At 70.4% G+C, this 19248-nt stretch carries 17 protein-coding genes, 1 tRNA gene and 1 pseudogene; 11 read left to right on the top strand and 8 right to left on the bottom strand.

Annotated elements, in window-relative coordinates:
- Positions 1–18 precede the first annotated feature (18 nt).
- Positions 19–1581, bottom strand: a complete 1563-nt coding sequence (locus tag ACIBTS_RS17130) for a purple acid phosphatase family protein (protein ID WP_399320152.1) — start codon at positions 1579–1581, stop codon at positions 19–21.
- 185 nt (positions 1582–1766) lie between these two features.
- Here ACIBTS_RS17130 and ACIBTS_RS17125 point away from each other — a divergent pair, with 185 nt between their 5' ends.
- Both ACIBTS_RS17125 and glmS read left to right on the top strand, forming a co-directional pair.
- Positions 1767–2024 (top strand): hypothetical protein, encoded by a 258-nt coding sequence (locus ACIBTS_RS17125; RefSeq protein WP_319673327.1) that lies wholly within the window; start codon positions 1767–1769, stop codon positions 2022–2024.
- A gap of 24 nt (positions 2025–2048) precedes the next feature.
- The gene (gene glmS / locus ACIBTS_RS17120) at positions 2049–3866 is read left to right on the top strand and encodes a glutamine--fructose-6-phosphate transaminase (isomerizing) (protein ID WP_319673326.1); all 1818 of its coding nucleotides are present in this window, start codon (positions 2049–2051) and stop codon (positions 3864–3866) included.
- A 180-nt stretch (positions 3867–4046) separates the two neighbouring features.
- On the opposite strand, the gene ACIBTS_RS17115 is transcribed toward glmS, so the two are convergent.
- Both ACIBTS_RS17115 and ACIBTS_RS17110 read right to left on the bottom strand, forming a co-directional pair.
- Complete coding sequence (locus ACIBTS_RS17115; RefSeq protein WP_399320150.1) at positions 4047–4613, bottom strand: GPR1/FUN34/YaaH family transporter; 567 nt, start codon at positions 4611–4613, stop codon at positions 4047–4049.
- A gap of 174 nt (positions 4614–4787) precedes the next feature.
- Positions 4788–5315 (bottom strand): universal stress protein, encoded by a 528-nt coding sequence (locus ACIBTS_RS17110; protein ID WP_319673324.1) that lies wholly within the window; start codon positions 5313–5315, stop codon positions 4788–4790.
- 402 nt (positions 5316–5717) lie between these two features.
- On the opposite strand from ACIBTS_RS17110, the gene ACIBTS_RS17105 reads away from it, so the two are divergent.
- The 5 genes from ACIBTS_RS17105 to ACIBTS_RS17085 all read left to right on the top strand — a co-directional run bounded on the left by ACIBTS_RS17105 (position 5718) and on the right by ACIBTS_RS17085 (position 9108).
- Positions 5718–5987, top strand: coding sequence for a hypothetical protein (locus tag ACIBTS_RS17105; RefSeq protein ID WP_079665041.1), 270 nt, complete (start codon positions 5718–5720; stop codon positions 5985–5987).
- Positions 5988–6364: 377 nt separating this feature from the next.
- Positions 6365–7597 carry a helix-turn-helix domain-containing protein gene (locus ACIBTS_RS17100; RefSeq protein WP_399320148.1) on the top strand — a complete coding sequence of 411 codons (1233 nt, stop codon included), beginning with the start codon at positions 6365–6367 and terminating at the stop codon, positions 7595–7597.
- A 138-nt stretch (positions 7598–7735) separates the two neighbouring features.
- A complete protein-coding gene (gene orn / locus ACIBTS_RS17095; protein WP_319675759.1) occupies positions 7736–8338 on the top strand; it encodes an oligoribonuclease in 603 nt (200 codons plus the stop codon).
- Positions 8339–8444: 106 nt separating this feature from the next.
- Positions 8445–8517 (top strand) — tRNA-His (locus ACIBTS_RS17090).
- 75 nt (positions 8518–8592) lie between these two features.
- On the top strand, positions 8593–9108 hold the full coding sequence (locus ACIBTS_RS17085) for a GNAT family N-acetyltransferase (RefSeq protein WP_399320146.1): 516 nt from the start codon (positions 8593–8595) through the stop codon (positions 9106–9108).
- Between the two features lie 60 nt (positions 9109–9168).
- Here the strand turns inward: ACIBTS_RS17085 and ACIBTS_RS17080 are convergent, their stop codons facing one another.
- Positions 9169–10224, bottom strand: coding sequence for a LacI family DNA-binding transcriptional regulator (locus ACIBTS_RS17080; protein ID WP_399320145.1), 1056 nt, complete (start codon positions 10222–10224; stop codon positions 9169–9171).
- A gap of 405 nt (positions 10225–10629) precedes the next feature.
- On the opposite strand from ACIBTS_RS17080, the gene ACIBTS_RS17075 reads away from it, so the two are divergent.
- The 4 genes from ACIBTS_RS17075 to ACIBTS_RS17060 all read left to right on the top strand — a co-directional run bounded on the left by ACIBTS_RS17075 (position 10630) and on the right by ACIBTS_RS17060 (position 15471).
- Entirely contained in the window at positions 10630–11961 is a 1332-nt protein-coding gene (locus ACIBTS_RS17075; RefSeq protein WP_319675762.1) for an extracellular solute-binding protein, read from the top strand.
- Between the two features lie 5 nt (positions 11962–11966).
- On the top strand, positions 11967–12977 hold the full coding sequence (locus ACIBTS_RS17070) for a carbohydrate ABC transporter permease (protein WP_399320492.1): 1011 nt from the start codon (positions 11967–11969) through the stop codon (positions 12975–12977).
- A gap of 11 nt (positions 12978–12988) precedes the next feature.
- Entirely contained in the window at positions 12989–13906 is a 918-nt protein-coding gene (locus ACIBTS_RS17065; protein ID WP_399320143.1) for a carbohydrate ABC transporter permease, read from the top strand.
- A 134-nt stretch (positions 13907–14040) separates the two neighbouring features.
- Complete coding sequence (locus ACIBTS_RS17060) at positions 14041–15471, top strand: GH1 family beta-glucosidase (protein WP_399320141.1); 1431 nt, start codon at positions 14041–14043, stop codon at positions 15469–15471.
- Positions 15472–15611: 140 nt separating this feature from the next.
- On the opposite strand, the gene ACIBTS_RS17055 is transcribed toward ACIBTS_RS17060, so the two are convergent.
- The 4 genes and pseudogenes from ACIBTS_RS17055 to ACIBTS_RS17040 form a co-directional block, all read right to left on the bottom strand.
- Positions 15612–15773 (bottom strand): hypothetical protein, encoded by a 162-nt coding sequence (locus ACIBTS_RS17055; protein ID WP_399320140.1) that lies wholly within the window; start codon positions 15771–15773, stop codon positions 15612–15614.
- Between the two features lie 5 nt (positions 15774–15778).
- The gene (locus tag ACIBTS_RS17050; RefSeq protein ID WP_399320139.1) at positions 15779–17800 is read right to left on the bottom strand and encodes a beta-galactosidase; all 2022 of its coding nucleotides are present in this window, start codon (positions 17798–17800) and stop codon (positions 15779–15781) included.
- Positions 17800–19113, bottom strand: a complete 1314-nt coding sequence (locus tag ACIBTS_RS17045; protein WP_399320491.1) for a glycoside hydrolase family 36 protein — start codon at positions 19111–19113, stop codon at positions 17800–17802. The genes ACIBTS_RS17050 and ACIBTS_RS17045 overlap by 1 nt, the downstream gene beginning before the upstream one ends.
- A gap of 40 nt (positions 19114–19153) precedes the next feature.
- Positions 19154–19248 (bottom strand): annotated as a pseudogene (locus ACIBTS_RS17040) (carbohydrate ABC transporter permease); the annotation flags it as partial.

Raw genomic sequence — 19248 nt, 5'->3', positions numbered from 1 at the left:
GCGCACGCACGCATACGGTTACTTGGCCTTGCGGGCCACCGTGAAGTGGTCGATCCGGTCGCCCGTCTCGGCTATGCCCTGGACCTTCAGGGTCGTGTAGTGGCCCTTCGGCGCGGGGGTGACGTCCACGCGCAGGAACGAGTAGTTCAGGTAGCGGACGCGCGACCAGGTGACGGTCTCGTTCTGCTTGCCGTCCTTGAGGTTGACGAAGGAGGCCACGGAGTCGACCTCGTGCTCGTGGCCCTCGTAGGAGTCCGGGGCGGTGAAGGCGTACAGGCTGCGGCCCGCCGCGCCCGCCGTGACGTAGACGACGCCCTCGGTCTCGGAGTAGGCCGTGCCGCCGATCGGCAGCTTCTTGGTGACCGTGTTGCCCTTGATGACATCGGTGCGCTCGTACTGGTGGTTGTGGCCGTTGATGACCAGGTCCACCTGGTACTTGTCGAACAGCGGCACCCACTCCTGGCGCACGCCCCCCTCCGAGGCGTGCGCGGTGGAGGTGCAGTACGCGCAGTGGTGGAAGAACACGACGATGAAGTCGATGTCCTTGGCGGCGCGGAACTTCTTCAGCTGCGCCTCGAACCACTTGGTCTGGGTGCCGCCGGAGATGCCGAGGTTGGCCGGGATCTCGAAGGAGACGTCGTTGGGGTCCAGCGAGATGATCGCCGTGTTGCCGTAGACGAAGGAGTAGACGCCCGGGAGGTTCTTGGCGTCCGGGCCGTTGTCGGGCAGGCTCCAGCGGGCGTCCTCGCCGCCGTAGCCGTTGGGCGAGTACCAGGCCTCCATGTCGTGGTTGCCGTACGACACCATCCACGGCACGGACTTGGCGACGGACTCGGTCTGGGCGAGGAACTGGTCCCAGGTGCGCGAGTCGAAGACCGTGTCGGAGGTCTTGCCCTGGCCGGCCGGGTCGCCGTAGCCGATGTCGCCGGCGTGCAGGTGGAAGGACGGGTTCTGGCCGAGGATCAGGCTGTCGTTGGCCAGCGCGTGGTAGCTGACGCCCTGGTCGCCGAAGGCGGTGAAGGTGAACGGCGCCTTGTGGGCGGGGGCGGTGGTGAACGTGCCGAGGGTGCCCAGCAGGTGCGGCTCGGCCGGGTCGAAGCCGGCGTGGCCGACGCCGTAGTAGTACGTCTTGCCGGGCTTGAGGCAGGTGAGCTTGGCGTGCACGTAGTACTGGGTGTGGTTGCCGCTCACGCCCACGCCCGCCGGGGTGAACAGGGTGCGCACCTCGGCCTCGATCTTGCGGGAGAGGTCCCAGGGGTGGGCGCCGATGCGGATGAAGGGCTTCTTCACCGCGACCGGGACCTGCCACGAGACGGTGATCTCGGTGCGCGGGTCGTTGCCGTAGGCGAGGTGGCGGCCGAAGGGCGCGACGAGGGCGCCGTCGACGGACTCGGTGTGCGTGAGGGGCTGCGTGGGAACGGCGGCCTGGGCTGTGGCGCCGGTCACGAACGCGCCACCGGTGACGGCGCCGAGCGTGACTGCGCCGCCTCTGATCATCGTGCGCCGGGAGAACTTGGCGCGCAGGTACTCGTGCTGCTCGGCCATGCTCATACGGTCGGCGAGCTGCTCGGGTACGCCCATGCGAGGAGTGTCCATGACGTCTGAAACTCGTGGCCTCGAGCGACGGGCCGCAAGACGCCAAATGGACGGATCGCGAACAGGGGCTCATAACACATTCAACGTTCCCCCAAGTCTCCCCATCAGGGACCTGCCCGAAATCGGGCACGTTTCTTGCGAAACCGGCTCGCGTCCCTCAGGATCTACGGGTGCACGACGAACTTGTTGATCACCTGACGCGCTCCACGCCCCTCCAGCGGGGCGAGGCACTGCGGGTGATCCAGGACGTGCTCGCCTACTTTGACGAGACGACCGAGAACTACGTCCGTCGCCGCCACCGCGAGCTCCAGGCCCAGGGCCTGGTGAACACGGAGATCTTCGAACGGATCGAGGCGGACCTGAAATACCGTGCGGTGGCCCCGCCCGAGCTCACGCTCAGGCAACTGCGGCGCATCGTCTACGGCTGAACCGAAGCTTGGGGATACCTGTATATGTGCGGAATCGTCGGATACATCGGGAAGCGTGACGTCGCTCCCCTGCTCCTGGAGGGCCTGCAGCGCCTGGAGTACCGCGGGTACGACTCCGCGGGCATAGTCGTCACCGCCCCGAAGACGGCCGGCCTGAAGATGGTCAAGGCCAAGGGCCGGGTCCGTGACCTGGAGGCCAAGGTCCCGGCGCGTTTCAAGGGCACGACCGGCATCGCCCACACCCGCTGGGCCACCCACGGCGCCCCCTCCGACGTGAACGCCCACCCGCACATGTCGGCCGACCTCAAGGTCGCCGTCGTCCACAACGGCATCATCGACAACGCCTCCGACCTGCGCAAGAAGCTTGAGGCGGACGGCGTCGAGTTCCTCTCCGAGACGGACACCGAGGTCCTCGTCCACCTCATCGCCCGCGCCCAGGCCGACAAGCTCGAGGACAAGGTCCGCGAGGCGCTGCGCGTCGTCGAGGGCACCTACGGCATCGCCGTCATGCACGCCGACTTCAACGACCGCATCGTCGTCGCCCGCAACGGCTCGCCGGTCGTCCTCGGCATCGGCGAGAAGGAGATGTTCGTCGCCTCGGACATCGCCGCGCTGGTCGCCCACACCCGCCAGATAGTCACGCTCGACGACGGCGAGATGGCCACCCTCAAGGCCGACGACTTCCGCACCTACACGACGGAGGGCACCCGCACCACCGCCGAGCCCACCACCGTCGAGTGGGAGGCCGCCTCCTACGACATGGGCGGCCACGACACCTACATGCACAAGGAGATCCACGAGCAGGCCGACGCCGTGGACCGCGTGCTGCGCGGCCGCATCGACGACCGCTTCTCCACCGTGCACCTCGGCGGCCTCAACCTGGACGCCCGCGAGGCGCGCCAGATCCGGCGCGTGAAGATCCTCGGCTGCGGCACCTCGTACCACGCGGGCATGATCGGCGCCCAGATGATCGAGGAGCTGGCCCGCATCCCCGCGGACGCCGAGCCCGCCTCCGAGTTCCGCTACCGCAACGCGGTCGTCGACCCCGACACCCTGTACATCGCCGTCTCCCAGTCCGGTGAGACCTACGACGTGCTGGCGGCCGTCCAGGAGCTCAAGCGCAAGGGCGCCCGGGTGCTCGGCGTCGTCAACGTCGTCGGCTCGGCGATCGCCCGCGAGGCCGACGGCGGCGTCTACGTGCACGCCGGCCCCGAGGTCTGCGTCGTGTCCACCAAGTGCTTCACCAACACCACGGTGGCCTTCGCGCTGCTCGCGCTGCACCTCGGCCGCACCCGCGACCTCTCCGTGCGCGACGGCAAGCGCATCATCGAGGGACTGCGCAAGCTGCCCGGCCAGATCGCCGAGATCCTCTCCTACGAGGAGGAGATCAAGAAGCTGGCCGAGGAGTTCGCCGAGGCCCGCTCGATGCTCTTCATCGGCCGCGTCCGGGGCTACCCCGTCGCCCGTGAGGCCTCGCTGAAGCTGAAGGAGGTCTCGTACATCCACGCCGAGGCCTACCCGGCCTCCGAGCTCAAGCACGGCCCGCTGGCCCTCATCGAGCCCGCCCTGCCCACCGTCGCGATCGTCCCGAACGACGACCTGCTGGAGAAGAACCGCGCGGCCCTGGAGGAGATCAAGGCCCGCAGCGGCAGGATCCTCGCCGTGGCCCACGAGTGCCAGGAGAAGGCCGACCAGACGATCGTCGTCCCGAAGAACGAGGACGAACTCGACCCGATCCTCATGGGCATCCCCCTCCAACTCCTCGCCTACTACACGGCCAAGGCCCTCGGCAGGGACATCGACAAGCCCCGCAACCTCGCAAAATCAGTGACGGTCGAGTAGAGGCTTTTAGCTTTCAGGGGCGCGGGGCTGTATCGATGTGCGGCTCCGCCGCGTGGGCGCGAACAACCCCACCGGCCCGCAGAGGCTGGCGAAACGGAACGGACCCCCCGTGATGCCACCATTCACGGGGGGTCCGCTCCATTCGCCGGGGCAGCCCAACTCCCCGGCCTCGGCTGCCGCTCAGCCCGTGGCCGTCACCCCCGGGCGGGCAGCCCGTCGCGAAAACGCCGTAGGCCAGTGCGCCAGCGCCGCCGTCGCCGCGTACCAGGCGACCGCCCCCGCCGCGACGGCGAACCAGCCGCCGACCTTGCCGAGGGAGGAACTGTCGGCGAACCGGGCGACGGCGAGCAGGACGAGCCCGACGAGGAACAACCCGTAGGTGCCCTGGGTCAGTTGGTCGCCGCCCGCGACGGTCAGGGAGAGCGCCACGAGGGCGAACAGGACCAGGAAGAGCCCCGCGGCATTGTCGGAGACCTGGGTCCCGGCGGAGACCGCCCAGGTGAACCAGAAGGCGCCGAGGACGGTGTAGGCGGTTCCGGTGGCCGTGTCGCGGTCCCGGAGGGCGAACAGGCCGGCGACGAACAGTGCGACGCCGCCGACGTAGTGGGCGATGGATACGGCGTCCGCAGCCGTCACGCCGTCGATGAGGTCGGTGTACCCGAGGCCGAAGGCCAACAGGGTGACGCCGAGGGCCAGTCGGCCGGCGATGGTGGTGATGCTGCTTCCCGCAGAGACGTCGTTGTCCACGGCAAGCTCCCTTCACGCTTCATGCTTCACGCATGTGCAGGTGTGTGAGCGATATATGCCCTTCACAAGGGCACAAACACCTCTACGCGTCGGTAGTATTACGCTGCGCACAAGGGGAGTGGACGGCAGCAGGGCCAGGTGCCCGGATCTCGTCCCGCCCGGGAGAACGGCGTGTCAGGGAATGACGATGACGGGCCGCTTCGCCCGCTTGGCGAGCCGCCCCGCGACGGAGCCGAAGATGCGCCCGACGATGCCGTGGGTCGAGCCCACGACGATCGCGTCGGCCTCGTACTCCCGCCCCACCTCTTCGAGTTCGTGGCAGATGTCGCCGCCGCGCTCGACCAGGATCCAGGGCACCTCGGCGAGGTAGTCCGCGCACGCGAGCTCCAGACCGAGCACCTCGGTGCGGTGGTCCGGCACATCGACGAAGACGGGCGGCTCGCAGCCGGCCCACACCGTGGTGGGCAGCCGGTTGGCGACATGGACGATGATCAGGCCCGAGCCTGAGCGATGGGCCATGCCGATGGCGTACGCGAGCGCACGCTCACTGGACGTGGAGCCGTCGAAGCCGACGACCACACCGTGCTTGAAGGCGGGATCGCAGGTGTGGCGTACGTCTTCCGCCGCCAGGGGCTCGGCCGCCGTAGGGTCGGCGACGGGCCGCTTGCGGTCCGCGGGTTCGAAGAATTCGTGACCGGCCATGGCTGTCTCGGCGTATCGATCCTTATACGGGTGGGACGGCGGTGAGCGGCGGAGCTGTCCGGGAATTGTCTTCCCAACCCCATACCCCCAAGGGTACGGCGGCACGCCTCCTGGGCCCAGTTCCCGCACGCCCCCGGCGGGGGTTCCAGGGAGCATGCACGAGCGGACGCCCGTAACGCAATGGTTGCTGCCCCGTACAGGCGGTTTGCGCAGGATTCATTTACGCGGAACCGACCCCCGACAGTGACCGACCGCCCGAACGGGCGTTGAACCCCTTGCACCGCCACCCCCCGCACCGCCCCGCCGCCCGCCGCACCGTCGCCCCAGGAAGGAGCCCGCCCCGTGCCCACGTCCCCCGCCGCCCGCGACACCGCCCCCCGCGACGACCGGACGACCGATCTGATGCGCTGGGCGGCTTTCAGCTGTGTCCTGGTCCCGGTGGTCCTCCTCTGGTACGGCACCTCGCTGGCCGGCGCCGCCGGCACGGCCCTCGGCCTGGCCGCCGTCACGGCGGTCTGCCGGGTGCTGCTGCGCCGGTCCGAGCGGTGCGCGGCCCGCTTGCTCGACGACGAGCGCGCGCCGCAGGCGCACCACCGGGGGCGCCATCAGCGCACCGGAACAGGGTCACATCGTGGCGGTCGTCACTCTGGGGGAAACTCACCGGTCGGTTGACCGGTTTTCGCGCACGGACCCGCTTCTTTTCAGCCAACTTCCCGACCCTGTGCATTCCTTGCCGTAACCACCCCCCACCCCCCGTTCCACCTGCACGGAAAGGGCCTCCGGGGCCCTGCGCACCCTACGTGGATTGGCCACCGCACCGAGGCGCACTTCCCTGCACGGCCCACTAGTGCAACGCTTCGTGATCGAATGCTTCACGCCAAGTTGCCATGTCGACAATCTGCCGGGTGGTGAACTGGCCACGCCGGCATCATGCGACACAGTAGATTCGATCTTGACTGTCTACGGCGGGGGACTCGTGCAGGACCGAGGGGAAACGTGCAGGAGCGACACAACCGAGGAGCCGCGACCACCGAGGGGGGCTTAGCAGGATGAGCCACGACTCCACTGCCGCGCCGGAAGCCGCGGCCCGGAAACTGTCCGGGCGACGCCGCAAGGAGATCGTCGCGGTGCTGCTGTTCAGCGGCGGCCCCATCTTCGAGAGTTCCATTCCGTTGTCGGTGTTCGGGATTGACCGCCAGGACGCCGGCGTGCCGCGCTACCGCTTGTTGGTGTGCGGCGGCGAAGAAGGCCCGCTGCGGACCACAGGGGGCCTGGAACTCACCGCGCCACACGGCCTGGAGGCGATCTCGCGGGCGGGCACGGTCGTCGTGCCGGCCTGGCGTTCGATCACCTCGCCGCCGCCGGAGGAGGCGCTCGACGCGCTGCGCCGGGCACACGAAGAGGGCGCCCGCATCGTGGGCCTGTGCACCGGCGCGTTCGTGCTGGCCGCCGCAGGCCTGCTCGACGGCCGCCCGGCGACGACCCACTGGATGTACGCACCGACGCTGGCCAAGCGCTACCCGTCGGTGCACGTCGATCCACGAGAACTCTTCGTGGACGACGGCGACGTCCTGACGTCGGCGGGCACCGCGGCCGGAATCGATCTCTGTCTGCACATCGTGCGGACGGATCACGGCAACGAGGCGGCGGGCGCGCTGGCCCGGCGTCTCGTCGTCCCACCGCGACGGTCCGGCGGCCAGGAGCGCTATCTCGACCGGTCTTTACCGGAGGAGATCGGCGCCGACCCGCTCGCCGAGGTCGTCGCCTGGGCGCTGGAACACCTCCACGAGCAGTTCGACGTGGAGACGCTGGCGGCACGCGCCTATATGAGCCGCCGCACCTTCGACCGCCGCTTCCGGTCGCTGACCGGAAGTGCGCCACTGCAGTGGCTGATCACCCAGCGGGTGCTGCAGGCGCAGCGTCTGCTGGAGACGTCGGACTACTCGGTGGACGAGGTCGCGGGCCGCTGCGGCTTCCGCTCGCCGGTGGCCCTGCGCGGCCACTTCCGGCGCCAGCTGGGTTCGTCCCCGGCGGCGTACCGGGCGGCGTACCGGGCGCGCAGGCCGCAGGGCGAACGCACGGCGGACAGCGAGCCGTCGTCGCCGCCACCGCCGCCGTCCCTGCACCCGGAGGGGCCGGGGCCGGTCCCACCGCAGATCCGGCGCACGGCGACCGCGGCGGCCGGCGCGGTGGGCTCGTCGGCGTCCCTGCCGTCCGAGCACGCGCGCGAGGCGTACGCGACGTCGCGGGCGAGTCTGCCGGGGCAGCGCAGCGGTAGCTGAGTACCTCGTGACGCCGGACGGGTGGACCGACTCGACCCGTCCGGCGTTCGACGCGGCCCTCGCGGACGTGCACTCCCGGACAAGGCCCACACAAACGCGGGGCGTCCCAAAACTCGACGTCAGCTTTAGGGTGGTCGCATGAACGATCGCATGGTGTGGATCGACTGCGAGATGACCGGCCTCTCGCTGTCGGACGACGCTCTCATCGAGGTTGCCGCCCTCGTCACCGACTCCGAGCTGAACATCCTCGGCGACGGTGTGGACATCGTCATCCGCCCGCCGGCCAAGGCACTGGAGACGATGCCGGAGGTGGTGCGCGCGATGCACACCTCGTCCGGGCTGCTCGACGAGCTGGCCGGCGGGACGACGCTCGCGGAGGCCGAGGCGCAGGTGCTGGCGTATGTGCGCAAGCACGTGAAGGAGCCCGGCAAGGCGCCCCTGTGCGGCAACTCCGTCGGCACCGACCGCGGTTTCCTGGCGCGGGACATGGCGGCCCTGGAGAACTACCTCCACTACCGCATCGTGGACGTCTCCTCCATCAAGGAACTCGCCCGGCGCTGGTACCCGCGGGCGTACTTCAACAGCCCGGAGAAGAACGGCAACCACCGCGCGCTCGCCGACATCCGCGAGTCCATCGCGGAACTGCGCTACTACCGCGAGGCCGTCTTCGTACCGCAGCCCGGGCCGGACTCCGACACGGCCAAGGCCATCGCCGCGAAGCACGTCCTGCGCGCCGAGTAGCGGGCCGCGGGAGGCGCCCGGAAAAGCCGTGCGCGAGCACCCCTTCGGACCCTGTACACTTTTTCTCGGCCGGTAGGGAGACCACAAAGTCCAACTGCCGGACGTGGTGGGTGTAGCTCAGCTGGTAGAGCACCTGGTTGTGGTCCAGGATGCCGCGGGTTCGAGTCCCGTCACTCACCCTGAGTCATCAGCCGGTGACTTCCCGCAAGGGAGGTCACCGGCTGATGTGTTTCCGAGAACGGGAGCGTTCGTTCATGGGGCCGGCAGTCCACGCCGAACCGATCGGCACCGCCCGTCTCGACCTGCTCCCCCTGCGTGTGGACCACGCGGCGGAGATGGCGACCGTGCTGGCCGATCCCGCCCTGCACACCTTCATCGGCGGCGCCCCCAGCACCCCCGAAGCCCTGCACACCCGCTACGGACGTCTTGTCGCCGGCTCCCCCGACCCGGCCGTCTCCTGGTGCAACTGGGTCCTGCGCCTGCGCGACGCCGGCCGCCTGACCGGCACCGTCCAGGCGACGGTCACGGACCGGGGCCGCACCGCCGAGATCGCCTGGGTCACCGGCGTCCCCTGGCAGGGCCGCGGCCTCGCCTCGGAGGCGGCGCGAGGGCTCGTGGGGTGGCTGCGCGAGCAGGGCGTGCACACGGTCATCGCGCACATCCACCCGGACCACCACGCCTCGGCCGCCGTCGCCGCGGCGGCGGGACTGTCGCCGACGGGCGAGGAACACGACGGCGAGATCCGGTGGCGGTCGCGTTTGCGGCAGTGACCCACACCGTCCGGCGCCGGGGCTCCCGACCGCCCTGGCGATGCTCCCGCCCGGACTGCCTCAGGACGAGGCCCGTCCCACCAACTCCGTGGCCAGCACCACCTGTCGGCGTTCCAGGCCCCGGGACACCGCCGGGCGGCGGTCCGCGATCTCGGTCAGCAGCAGGTCCAGCATTCTGCGGCCCATCTCCTCGATGGGCTGGCGGACGCTGGTCAGCGGCGGGTCCATGTGGCGGGCGATGGCCGAGTCGTCGTAGCCGACCAGGGCGACGTCCTCCGGGATGCGCACGCCCGCCTCGCGCAGGGCCTGGCGGGCGCCGGCCGCCATGACGTCGGAGCCGGCGAAGACCGCGTCGGGGGCGGGGGTGCGGGCGAGGAGTTCACGCATCGCGCGGTGGCCGCCCTCCTCGGTGAAGTCGCCCGGGGCGATGAGACCCTCGTCCACCTCGTACCCCGCGTCGCGCAGGGCGTCGCGATAGCCGTCGACGCGCCGCTGGGCGCCGTAGACATCGAGGCGGCCGGTGATGTGGGCGATACGGGTGCGGCCGCGGGCCAGCAGATGCTCGACCGCCGAGCGGGCGCCGCCGTAGTTGTCGGAGTCCACCGAGGGAAGCGTCTCCCCGGCCGAGCGCGGGCCGCTGATCACCGCCGGGATCTCCAGCTGGGCGAGCAGATCGGGCAGGGGGTCGTCGGCGTGGACCGAGACCAGCAGGACGCCGTCCACCCGGTGCGCCGCCAGATACTGGGCCAGCCGGCGGCGTTCGCGGTCGCTACCCGCGAAGATCAGCAGCAGCTGCATCTCGGTCTCCGAGAGCTCCGCGCCGACACCGCGCAGCATGTCCGAGAAGTACGGTTCCGCGAAGAAACGGGTCTCCGGTTCGGGGACCACCAACGCGATCGCGTCCGTGCGGTTGGCGGCGAGGGCGCGGGCCGCGGTGTTCGGGACATAGCCGAGCTCGGCGACCGCCGCCTCCACCGCCGCGCGGGTCGCGTCGCTGACCCGGGGCGAGCCGTTGATCACCCGGGAGACCGTGCCGCGGCCGACGCCGGCACGTGCGGCCACCTCTTCGAGGGTCGGCCGGCCACCGCTCCGCCCCCGCGTTCCGTGGCTTGCCATGGGCTCCGCCTTCCCGCCGTTGTTCGCGCTGGCCTGGAATCTAACAGTCCTGTCCGATCCGGCCCGGTCGGGCCGCCGTCGCCGGGCGGCGCGCGCCCCGGAACCACCGCGCGAGCCGTCGGCGCCGCGCGCGTGACGGGCCCAACTCGGCCTCCCCTGGCGAGAAAGCGCTGTCCGGGCGAGTTAGCTAACGGGCCGATAACTGAACGCATCTCTCCGGGCCCCCGCCCTTGACACCCCCGCCCGAACCGACGACTCTTCAACACATCACCTGTGGGAGCGCTCCCACGGTACCTGACACATACACATCCCGCACGTTCCCCGCCCGAGCCGCAGCGAGTAACTAACGGGCCCAACAATGCAGTTGGCCGGGGGGTCGGCACGTCAGGGCAACAGGAGGACGCAATGCGAGCACGTACCCGAACCGCCCGCCGGGCGGTAGTCCTCGCGACCGTCGCGACACTGGGCGCCGGTCTGCTGGCCGGCTGTGCCGACGACAGCGGCGACGACAACGCCTCGGACGGCGCGTCGTCGGGCGGCGGCAAGGGCAAGACCACGATCACGCTCGGCCTTTTCGGCACCTTCGGCTACAAGGAAGCCGGACTCTACGCCGAGTACGAGAAGCTCAACCCGAACATCAAGATCGCCGAGAACGTCGTCGAGCGGAACGAGAACTACTACCCCGCGCTCGTCAACCACCTGACCACCAACAGCGGTCTGATGGACGTCCAGGCCATCGAAGTGGCCAACATCGCCGAGGTCGTCGCGACCCAGGCGGGCAAGTTCCAGGACATGTCCAAGGTCTCGGGGGTGAGCAAGAGCAACTGGCTGGAATGGAAGTGGGCGCAGGCCACGGCCAAGGACAACAAGACGATCGGCCTCGGCACCGACGTCGGTCCGATGGCCCTCTGCTACCGCACGGACCTCTTCAAGCAGGCCGGTCTGCCCACCGACCCCAAGGCGGTCGGCGCACTGTGGGCGGGTGACTGGAACAAGTTCATCTCGGTCGGCGAGCAGTACAAGAAGAAGGCGCCCTCGGGCACGTACTTCATGGACTCCCCCGGCGGGCTGCTCAACGCGGTCCTCAGCAGTGAGAAGGAGAAGTTCTACGACTCCTCCGGCGAGATCATCTACAAGTCGAACCCCGCCGTCAAAGCCGGCTTCAACCTGACCGCCAAGGCCGCCGAGGCGGGCCTGGTCCAGCCCCAGACGCAGTTCCAGCAGACCTGGGACACGACGATCGCCAACAGCAAGTTCGCCACCATCGCCTGCCCGCCGTGGATGCTCGGCACGATCAAGGGCAAGTCGAAGCCCGAATCGTCCGGCAAGTGGGCCGTCGCGGTGGCGCCGAAGTCCGGCAACTGGGGCGGCGCCTTCCTGGGCGTGCCCTCCAGCGGCAAGCACGTGAAGGAGGCCGAGAAGCTGGCCGCCTGGCTGACCGCGCCCGAGCAGCAGGCGAAGCTGTTCAAGGTGCAGGGCAACTTCCCGAGCGCGCCGAGCACGTACACGATGCCCGAAGTCACCGGCGCGAAGAACCAGATGACCGGTGAGCAGAACATCGGCACGATCTTCGCCGAGGCCGCCAAGGCCGCCCCGGTCCAGGTGATCGGCCCGAAGGACCAGATCATCATGCAGGGTCTGAGCGACAACGGCGTCATCCTGGTGACGAAGGGCAAGTCGGCGGCGGACGCCTGGGACGCGGCGACCAAGACCATCGACAACAACCTGGACAAGTGACCCGTATGGCCACCCGCCACGACACCGCCGCGCCCCCCGTGAAGGAGGGGGGCGCGGCCCCGGGCCGCCCGCCCGCCGTCCTCACGGAGGCGGAACAGCGGCGCCGGACCCGGCTCTCCCGCCGCTGGCAGCGGGACATCCGCTGGAGCCCGTACGCGTTCGTCTCGCCGTTCTTCCTGCTCTTCCTCGCGTTCGGCCTGTTTCCGCTGCTCTACACCGGCTGGGCCTCGCTGCACCAGGTGGAGCTGACCGCGCCCACCGACATGACGTGGGTGGGGATGCGCAACTACACGCGCATCTTCGACGACGACTTCTTCTGGAACGCGGCGAAGAACACCCTGACGATCGGGATCATCTCCACCGTTCCGCAGCTGCTGATGGCCATGGGCCTGGCCCACATCCTCAACTACAGGCTGCGGGCCTCGACCTTCTACCGGGTCGCGATGCTCGCGCCGTACGCGACGTCGATCGCGGCCGCCTCGCTCGTCTTCGTGCTGCTCTTCGGGCGCGACTACGGCATGATCAACTGGGCGCTGCACTTCGTCGGGATCGACGCGATCGACTGGCAGAACGACAAGTGGCCGTCGCAGATCGCGGTGTCGTCGATCGTCATCTGGCGGTGGACGGGCTACAACGCGCTGATCTATCTGGCCGCGATGCAGGCGATCCCGCAGGACCTCTATGAGTCGGCGGCGCTGGACGGCGCGAGCCGCTGGAGGCAGTTCCTGCACGTCACGCTGCCTTCGCTGCGGCCGACGATCCTGTTCACGGTCGTCGTGTCGACGATCGGCGCCTCTCAGGTCTTCGGCGAGCCGCTGCTGTTCGACGCCAACAAGGGCGCGTCGGGCGGCGCGGAGCACCAGTTCCAGACGCTGGGCCTGTACCTGTACGAGCAGGGCTGGGTGAACCAGCACCTGGGCCGGGCCTCGGCGATCGCCTGGACGATGTTCCTCATCCTGATCGTGGTCGGCATCGTCAACTACGTCATCTCGCGCCGGCTGCGCGCCAGTAGTTAGGAGTACCGGCCGTGACGACGACGACAACGACCGCGAAGACCGTGGAACCCGGGGACGCCGGGCCGGCGGCCCGCAAGGTGCACCGGCCGAAGTCCGCGCGGGCGGGCGGGCAGCTGCACGGCGGCCCGATCGCGTACGCGATCCTGATCCTGTTCACCATCGGCTCGCTGTTCCCGCTGGTGTGGACGGCGATCGCCGCCTCCCGCGACAACAACCGGCTGGCGCAGAACCCGCCGCCGTTCGTGTTCGGCTCCAACCTCTTCCACAACCTGGACGTGGCCTGGAACGACGCGAACCTGGGCAAGGCGTTCGTCAACACGACGATCGTGGCCGGCACGTCGGCGGCGACGATCGTCTTCCTGTCGACGATCGCCGGGTTCGCCTTCGCCAAGCTGCGGTTCCGGGGCCGGGGCGCGCTGATGCTGATCGTGATCGGCACGATGATGGTGCCGCCGCAGCTGAGCGTGATCCCGCTGTACATGATGGTCGCCAAGCTGGAGTGGACGGATCAGCTGCAGGCGGTGATCCTGCCGTCGCTGGTGAGCGCGTTCGGGGTGTTCTTCATGCGGCAGTACCTCATCCAGGCGCTGCCCGACGAGATCATCGAGGCGGCCCGGGTGGACGGCGCGAGCAGCTGGCGTGTGGTGTGGCACGTGGTGTTCCCCGCGGCGCGCCCCGCGATGGCGGTGCTCGGCATGCTGATGTTCGTCCAGACGTGGAACGACTTCCTGTGGCCGTTCCTGGTGCTGAGCCAGACCGGCAACCCGACCGTGCAGGTCGCGGTCGCGGGCCTGGGCCGTGGCTACACCCCGGACCAGTCCCTGATCATGGCGGGCGCGCTGCTGGGCACGCTGCCGCTGCTGCTGGTCTTCGCGATCTTCGGCAAGCAGATCGTGGGCGGCATCATGCAGGGCGCGGTGAAGGGGTGACGACGCCCGCCTCGCCGTACGACGCCCCCCGCCCGTGACTTCCCCAGGGGCCGGGTCACCGCCGTCTCGGCCCCCTTCGCACCACTTCCCCCCAACCTTCGTCGGTCTCGACGACCTTTCATGGGAGCGCTTCCATGCCTGAGCCCGTCACTGCGGTCACCTTTCCTCCCGCTTTCCTCTGGGGCGCCGCGACGTCCGCGTACCAGATCGAGGGGGCGGTGCGCGAGGACGGCCGCACGCCCTCGATCTGGGACACCTTCAGCCATACGCCGGGCAAGACGGCCGGCGGCGAGCACGGTGACATCGCTGTCGACCACTACCACCGCTACCGCGACGACGTGGCGCTGATGGCGGAGCTGGGCCTCACGGCCTACCGCTTCTCGATCTCCTGGTCGCGGGTCCAGCCGACGGGGCGCGGTCCCGCGGTCCAGGTGGGCCTGGACTTCTACCGCCGGCTGGTGGACGAGCTGCTGGCGAAGGGCATCAAGCCCGCCGTCACCCTCTACCACTGGGACCTTCCGCAGGAGTTGGAGGACGCGGGCGGCTGGCCGGAGCGGGACACGGCGTACCGGTTCGCGGAGTACGCGCAGATCGTCGGGGAGGCGCTCGGCGACCGCGTGGAGAACTGGATCACGCTGAACGAGCCGTGGTGCAGCGCGTTCCTCGGCTATGCCTCCGGGGTGCACGCGCCGGGGCGCACGGACCCGGCGGCCTCGCTGAAGGCGGCCCACCACCTGAACCTGGCGCACGGCCTCGGCACCTCGGCGCTGCGCGCGACCATGCCGGCCCGCAACACGGTGGCGCTCAGCCTCAACTCGTCGGTGGTGCGTCCGCTGTCCCCGGGCGACCCGGCGGACCTCGCGGCGGTCCGGAAGATCGACGACCTGGCGAACGGCGTCTTCCACGACCCGATCCTGCGGGGCGCGTACCCGGAGACCCTGCTGGCGGCGACCTCGTCCCTGACGGACTGGTCGTACGTCCTGGACGGCGATCTGCGCAGCATCAACCAGCCGCTGGACGCGCTGGGGTTGAACTACTACACGCCCACGCTGGTCTCGGCGGCGGACGCCACCGTGAAGGGCCCGCGCACGGACGGCCACGGCGCGAGCGACCACTCCCCCTGGCCGGCCGCCGACGACGTCGCCTTCCACCAGACGCCCGGCGACCGCACCGAGATGGGCTGGACGATCGACCCGACGGGCCTGCACGAGCTGATCATGCGCTACACCCGGGAGGCCCCGGGCCTGCCGCTGTACGTGACGGAGAACGGCGCCGCCTACGACGACAAGCCCGACCCCGACGGCCGCGTCCACGACCCGGAGCGCATCGCCTACCTGCGCGGCCACCTCTCGGCCGTCCACCGGGCCATCGCCGACGGCGCGGACGTCCGGGGCTACTACCTGTGGTCCCTGCTGGACAACTTCGAGTGGGCGTACGGCTACGAGAAGCGGTTCGGCGCGGTGTACGTGGACTACGCGACGCTGGCCCGCACCCCGAAGTCGAGCGCCCGGTGGTACGGCGAGGCGGCGAGGACGGGGACGCTGCCGGGGCCTGAGACGGCCTGACGTCGAGAGGGCCTGGCCTCGAAAAGGCCTGATGACTTGGCCACACATGGCCACCTGACCCGGGGAGCGGGGAACGGGGCGCGGCACGCGGTGGGGGCGTGCCGCGCCCCGCTGTCTTTCGACTGGCTGCCGGCCGCCGGTTACGCCACCTCGAACAGCTCGTCGGTGTTCACGGCCGTGAGCGCCCGGTCGAACCAGACGCCCAGGGTGTCCAAGTCGGTACAGGAGGTGATGCGCTCGCGAGCGTCGTCGAAGACCACGATGCCTCGCAGGCCGAGGATGCGGAGGATGTCTTCGGTCACGGGGACTACGCCGTGCGCGGTTCCCGTACGACCGCCACGCCGCCCGGCGGGACGTACACCGAGCCGTCCGGCGACACCGGCTTTCCGGTGAGGAGTTCCGTCGCCCCGGCGGCGACGCCGACCTGTGCGCCCTCCCCGCCGTGGTCGATGAGGAAGAGGTAGTCGGCGTCGTTCCCCCGGCGGCGGACCGCCTCCACGCCGGTCGGCAGGCCGCCGTCCAGCACCGGCCGTACGCCCGTCTCCTCCCGGACACGGTCCAGCAGCGCCGCCAGGGTCGGCGGGTCGGGCAGGGTCGCCACGTACCAGGCCGTGCCCGTGCCGTAGCCGTGTCGGGTGATCGCCGGGACGCCCGCCAGCGGGCCCTGCGTGTACGAGGACACCGTCTGCGCGCCGGCCGGCCGTACCCGCTCCGACCACAGGGAGCCCCTGCCGCCGCCGTCCAGGCCGACCGTCTCGCCCGGCAGCAGCGGGAACAGTTCGTCCGTGCGGACGCCGAGCGTCTCGCGGAACGCGCCCGGGTAACCGCCCAGCCGCACATGGCAGTTCTCGTCCACCGCCCCGCTGTGGAAGCCGACCGCCAGCGTGCCGCCCTGCTCGGTGAACGCGGTCAGGTTCGCCGCGCCCGCGTCGTCGACCAGGTACAGGCTCGGGGCGAGGACCAGGCGGTACGCCGACAGGTCCGCGTCCGGGCGGACGAAGTCCACGGCGACGCCCGCCCGCCACAGCGGCTCGTACCAGGCGCGCACCAGGTCCAGGTACCGGATCGACTCGCTCGGCTGGGACGGGAGTTCCAGCGCCCACTTCGCGTTCCAGTCCCAGACGATCGCCGTCTCGGCCGTGCCGGTGCTGCCGCGCACCTCCGCCAGCGCCTTCAGATCCGCGCCGAGCGCCACGACGTCCTGCCAGATCACGCTGTCCGTGCCCGCGTGCGGCAGCATCGCCGAGTGCCACTGCTCGGCGCCCGCCTTCGCCGCCCGCCACTGGAAGTAGGCGATGCCGTCGGCGCCGCGGGCGACGTGCGCGAGCGCGTTGCGGCGCAACTCCCCTGGCGTCTTCGCCCTGTTGACGGGCTGCCAGTTCACCGCGCCCGTCGAGTGCTCCATCAGCAGCCAGGGGCGGCCACTGGCCAGGGAGCGGACCAGGTCGCCGCTCATGGCGATGTCGATCTCCGAGGCGGGGTCCGTGGAACGCAGGTAGTGGTCGTTGGAGACGATGTCCAGTTGCGGCGCCCAGCGCCAGTAGTCCAGCGCGTCGAAGTTGTACATCACCATGAAGTTGGTAGTGGCGGGCGTCGACGGGGCGGCCGCCCGCAGCTCGTCCCGCTCCGCCGTGCACAGCGACAGCAGTTCGTCGCTGCAGAAGCGGCGCCAGTCCAGCCGGTGGGTGGGGTTGGGGACGGCGCCGGTCGCCCGGGGCGGGATGATCTCGTCCCAGTCGTAGTACCACTGGCTCCAGAAGGCGGTGCCCCAGGCGTCGTTGAGCGCCTTCAGGTCATCGGCGTACCTGGTTCGCAGCCAGCGGCGGAACGCCTGCGCGCTCGTGTCGCAGAAGCACTCCGCGTTGTGGCAGCCGTATTCGTTGTGGACGTGCCACATGACGACCGCCGGATGGTCGGCGTACCGCTCGCCGAGCGCGCGGGCGATCCGCAGTGCCGCCTCCCGGTAGGCGGGGCTCGACGGGCAGAACGTCTGGCGGCTGCCGTACGACAGTCCCCGGCCGTCCTGGTCCACCGGCAGCGCCTCGGGGTGGGCCCGGAAGAACCACGCCGGTGGCGCGGCCGTCGGGGTGGCCAGGTCGGCGGCGATGCCGTGGGCGTAGAGCATGTCGAGGATGCGGTCCAGGCGCGAGAAGTCGTACACGCCCTCGGCGGGCTCCAGCAGCGCCCAGGAGAAGATGTTGACGCTGACCATGGTCACGCCGGCCTCGGCCATGAGCCGCATGTCCTCGGCCCAGACCTCCTCGGACCACTGCTCGGGGTTGTAGTCGCCGCCGTAGGCGAGGCCGGGGACGTTCAGTGCGCGCTCCATCACTCGCCTCCCGACAGCAGTCGGCGCGTGGTGTACACGCCCCACTCGTCGAGCGACAGCAGGCGGTCGCTGGAGGCCATCAGACCGCCCGTCGCCTCGACGTGCGCCGCCCACTGCTCGCGGGTCTCCACCGCGGGGCGGGCCATCAGGCAGTCGGGGTCGTTGACCCAGAGGCGGCCGTGCTGCCACTGGCGGCCGGCGCCGGTGAACTCGGCCGGGTCCTGGCCGGGCTGGCTGTAGTCGTCGGCCTCGGGGCGGCGGTGCGGTGCCGTGTCCGGGCTGACCCGCATCGCGTCGAACAGGCCGAGGGAGGGGAGGATCGGCGCGCCGCAGCCCAGGAGGTAGGACTCCGGGCCGATCGCGGCCCGGATGAGTTCGATGCCCGAGCGGTAGGCCGTCAGGGGGTCCGCGGTCCGGTCGTGCCGGACGCCGTCCAGGGCGCCCGCGTACAGGAAGTCGACCTTGAAGTAGTCGTAGCCCTCGGCGCGCAGGGTGCGAAAGACGTCCGTCAGATACGCCGCCGCCTCCGGGTGGGTGGTGTCCAGGACGCGCAGGTCGTGGCCCCAGTTGTGGCCGGCGTGCGCGAAGCCGCCGTCGGCGGAGGCGACCAGCCAGTCGGGGTGCCCGGCGGCCAGTTCGCTGCTCGGGTCGACGAGGAAGGGAGCCGTCCAGATGCCGGCCCGGCGGCCCCGGGCGCGGATGGCGTCGGCGATGCCGGCACGGGAGCGGAAGCGGCCGGAGAGCGTGAGCCAGTCGCCGAGGGCGCGCTGGTAGCCGTCGTCGATCTGGACGACGTCGACGGGCAGGTCGAGGGTGTCCATGGCGCGCAGGTTCTCGTGGACGTCGTCCTCGGTGACGGCGGTGAAGTACTCGTACCAGGAGCACCAGACGGTGGGGGCCGGGCGGGGGGCGGGGTACCCGAGACCGGCGGCCCAGTCGGCGAGTACCGCCTGGATCCCCGTGCCCGTGTACTCCTTCACCGGGCCGTCGGCACTGATCTCGGCCATCGCGTCCTGTGCCGTCAGACGGATGGACGGCACCTCGCGCGTCGGGTCCGGTGCCGCCCACAGGCGTACCGGTGAGCCGTCGCCGGGGTCGAGGGCCAGCAGTCCCTCCCCCTGGAAGACCCCGGCGGGCACGGTCACGCCCGGCCGGTAGCAGACCGTCGCCCAGTTGGCGTTGGTCGGGCGGTACGGGGCGGCGTCGAGGGCGTAGGCGCCGCTGGGGCTCCAGGACTGCCAGCCCTCCTCGTGGACACGGGCGCGCCGCGGGTCCACGGGGACGGTGGCAACGTGGGTGAAGGGGTGCTGCACGGAGATCTCTTTCACGACGGGACGGAGCAGCTCGGCCTGCTCAGCCCTTGTTGGCGCCCAGGGTCAGGCCGCTGACGAACTGGCGCTGGAGGACGAAGTACACGATCAGCGTGGGGATCGCGGTGAGCAGGGCGC

Origin of the sequence: Streptomyces sp. NPDC050121 (assembly GCF_044460385.1) — a bacterium.
GTDB classification, from domain to species: Bacteria; Actinomycetota; Actinomycetes; order Streptomycetales; family Streptomycetaceae; genus Streptomyces; species Streptomyces soliscabiei.
Note: the sequence above shows the minus strand (reverse complement) of the source record. Positions and strands in the feature narration are given on the sequence as shown.

Coding starts and splice junctions, on each gene's coding strand:
- ACIBTS_RS17085 (WP_399320146.1), top strand. CDS start 8,593: ATGGGGCCGGCAGTCCACGCCGAACCGATCGGCACCGCCCGTCTCGAC.
- ACIBTS_RS17105 (WP_079665041.1), top strand. CDS start 5,718: ATGCGCTGGGCGGCTTTCAGCTGTGTCCTGGTCCCGGTGGTCCTCCTC.
- ACIBTS_RS17080 (WP_399320145.1), bottom strand. CDS start 10,224: ATGGCAAGCCACGGAACGCGGGGGCGGAGCGGTGGCCGGCCGACCCTC.
- ACIBTS_RS17130 (WP_399320152.1), bottom strand. CDS start 1,581: ATGGGCGTACCCGAGCAGCTCGCCGACCGTATGAGCATGGCCGAGCAG.
- ACIBTS_RS17050 (WP_399320139.1), bottom strand. CDS start 17,800: ATGGAGCGCGCACTGAACGTCCCCGGCCTCGCCTACGGCGGCGACTAC.
- ACIBTS_RS17100 (WP_399320148.1), top strand. CDS start 6,365: ATGAGCCACGACTCCACTGCCGCGCCGGAAGCCGCGGCCCGGAAACTG.
- ACIBTS_RS17075 (WP_319675762.1), top strand. CDS start 10,630: ATGCGAGCACGTACCCGAACCGCCCGCCGGGCGGTAGTCCTCGCGACC.
- ACIBTS_RS17110 (WP_319673324.1), bottom strand. CDS start 5,315: ATGGCCGGTCACGAATTCTTCGAACCCGCGGACCGCAAGCGGCCCGTC.
- orn (WP_319675759.1), top strand. CDS start 7,736: ATGAACGATCGCATGGTGTGGATCGACTGCGAGATGACCGGCCTCTCG.
- ACIBTS_RS17060 (WP_399320141.1), top strand. CDS start 14,041: ATGCCTGAGCCCGTCACTGCGGTCACCTTTCCTCCCGCTTTCCTCTGG.
- glmS (WP_319673326.1), top strand. CDS start 2,049: ATGTGCGGAATCGTCGGATACATCGGGAAGCGTGACGTCGCTCCCCTG.
- ACIBTS_RS17070 (WP_399320492.1), top strand. CDS start 11,967: ATGGCCACCCGCCACGACACCGCCGCGCCCCCCGTGAAGGAGGGGGGC.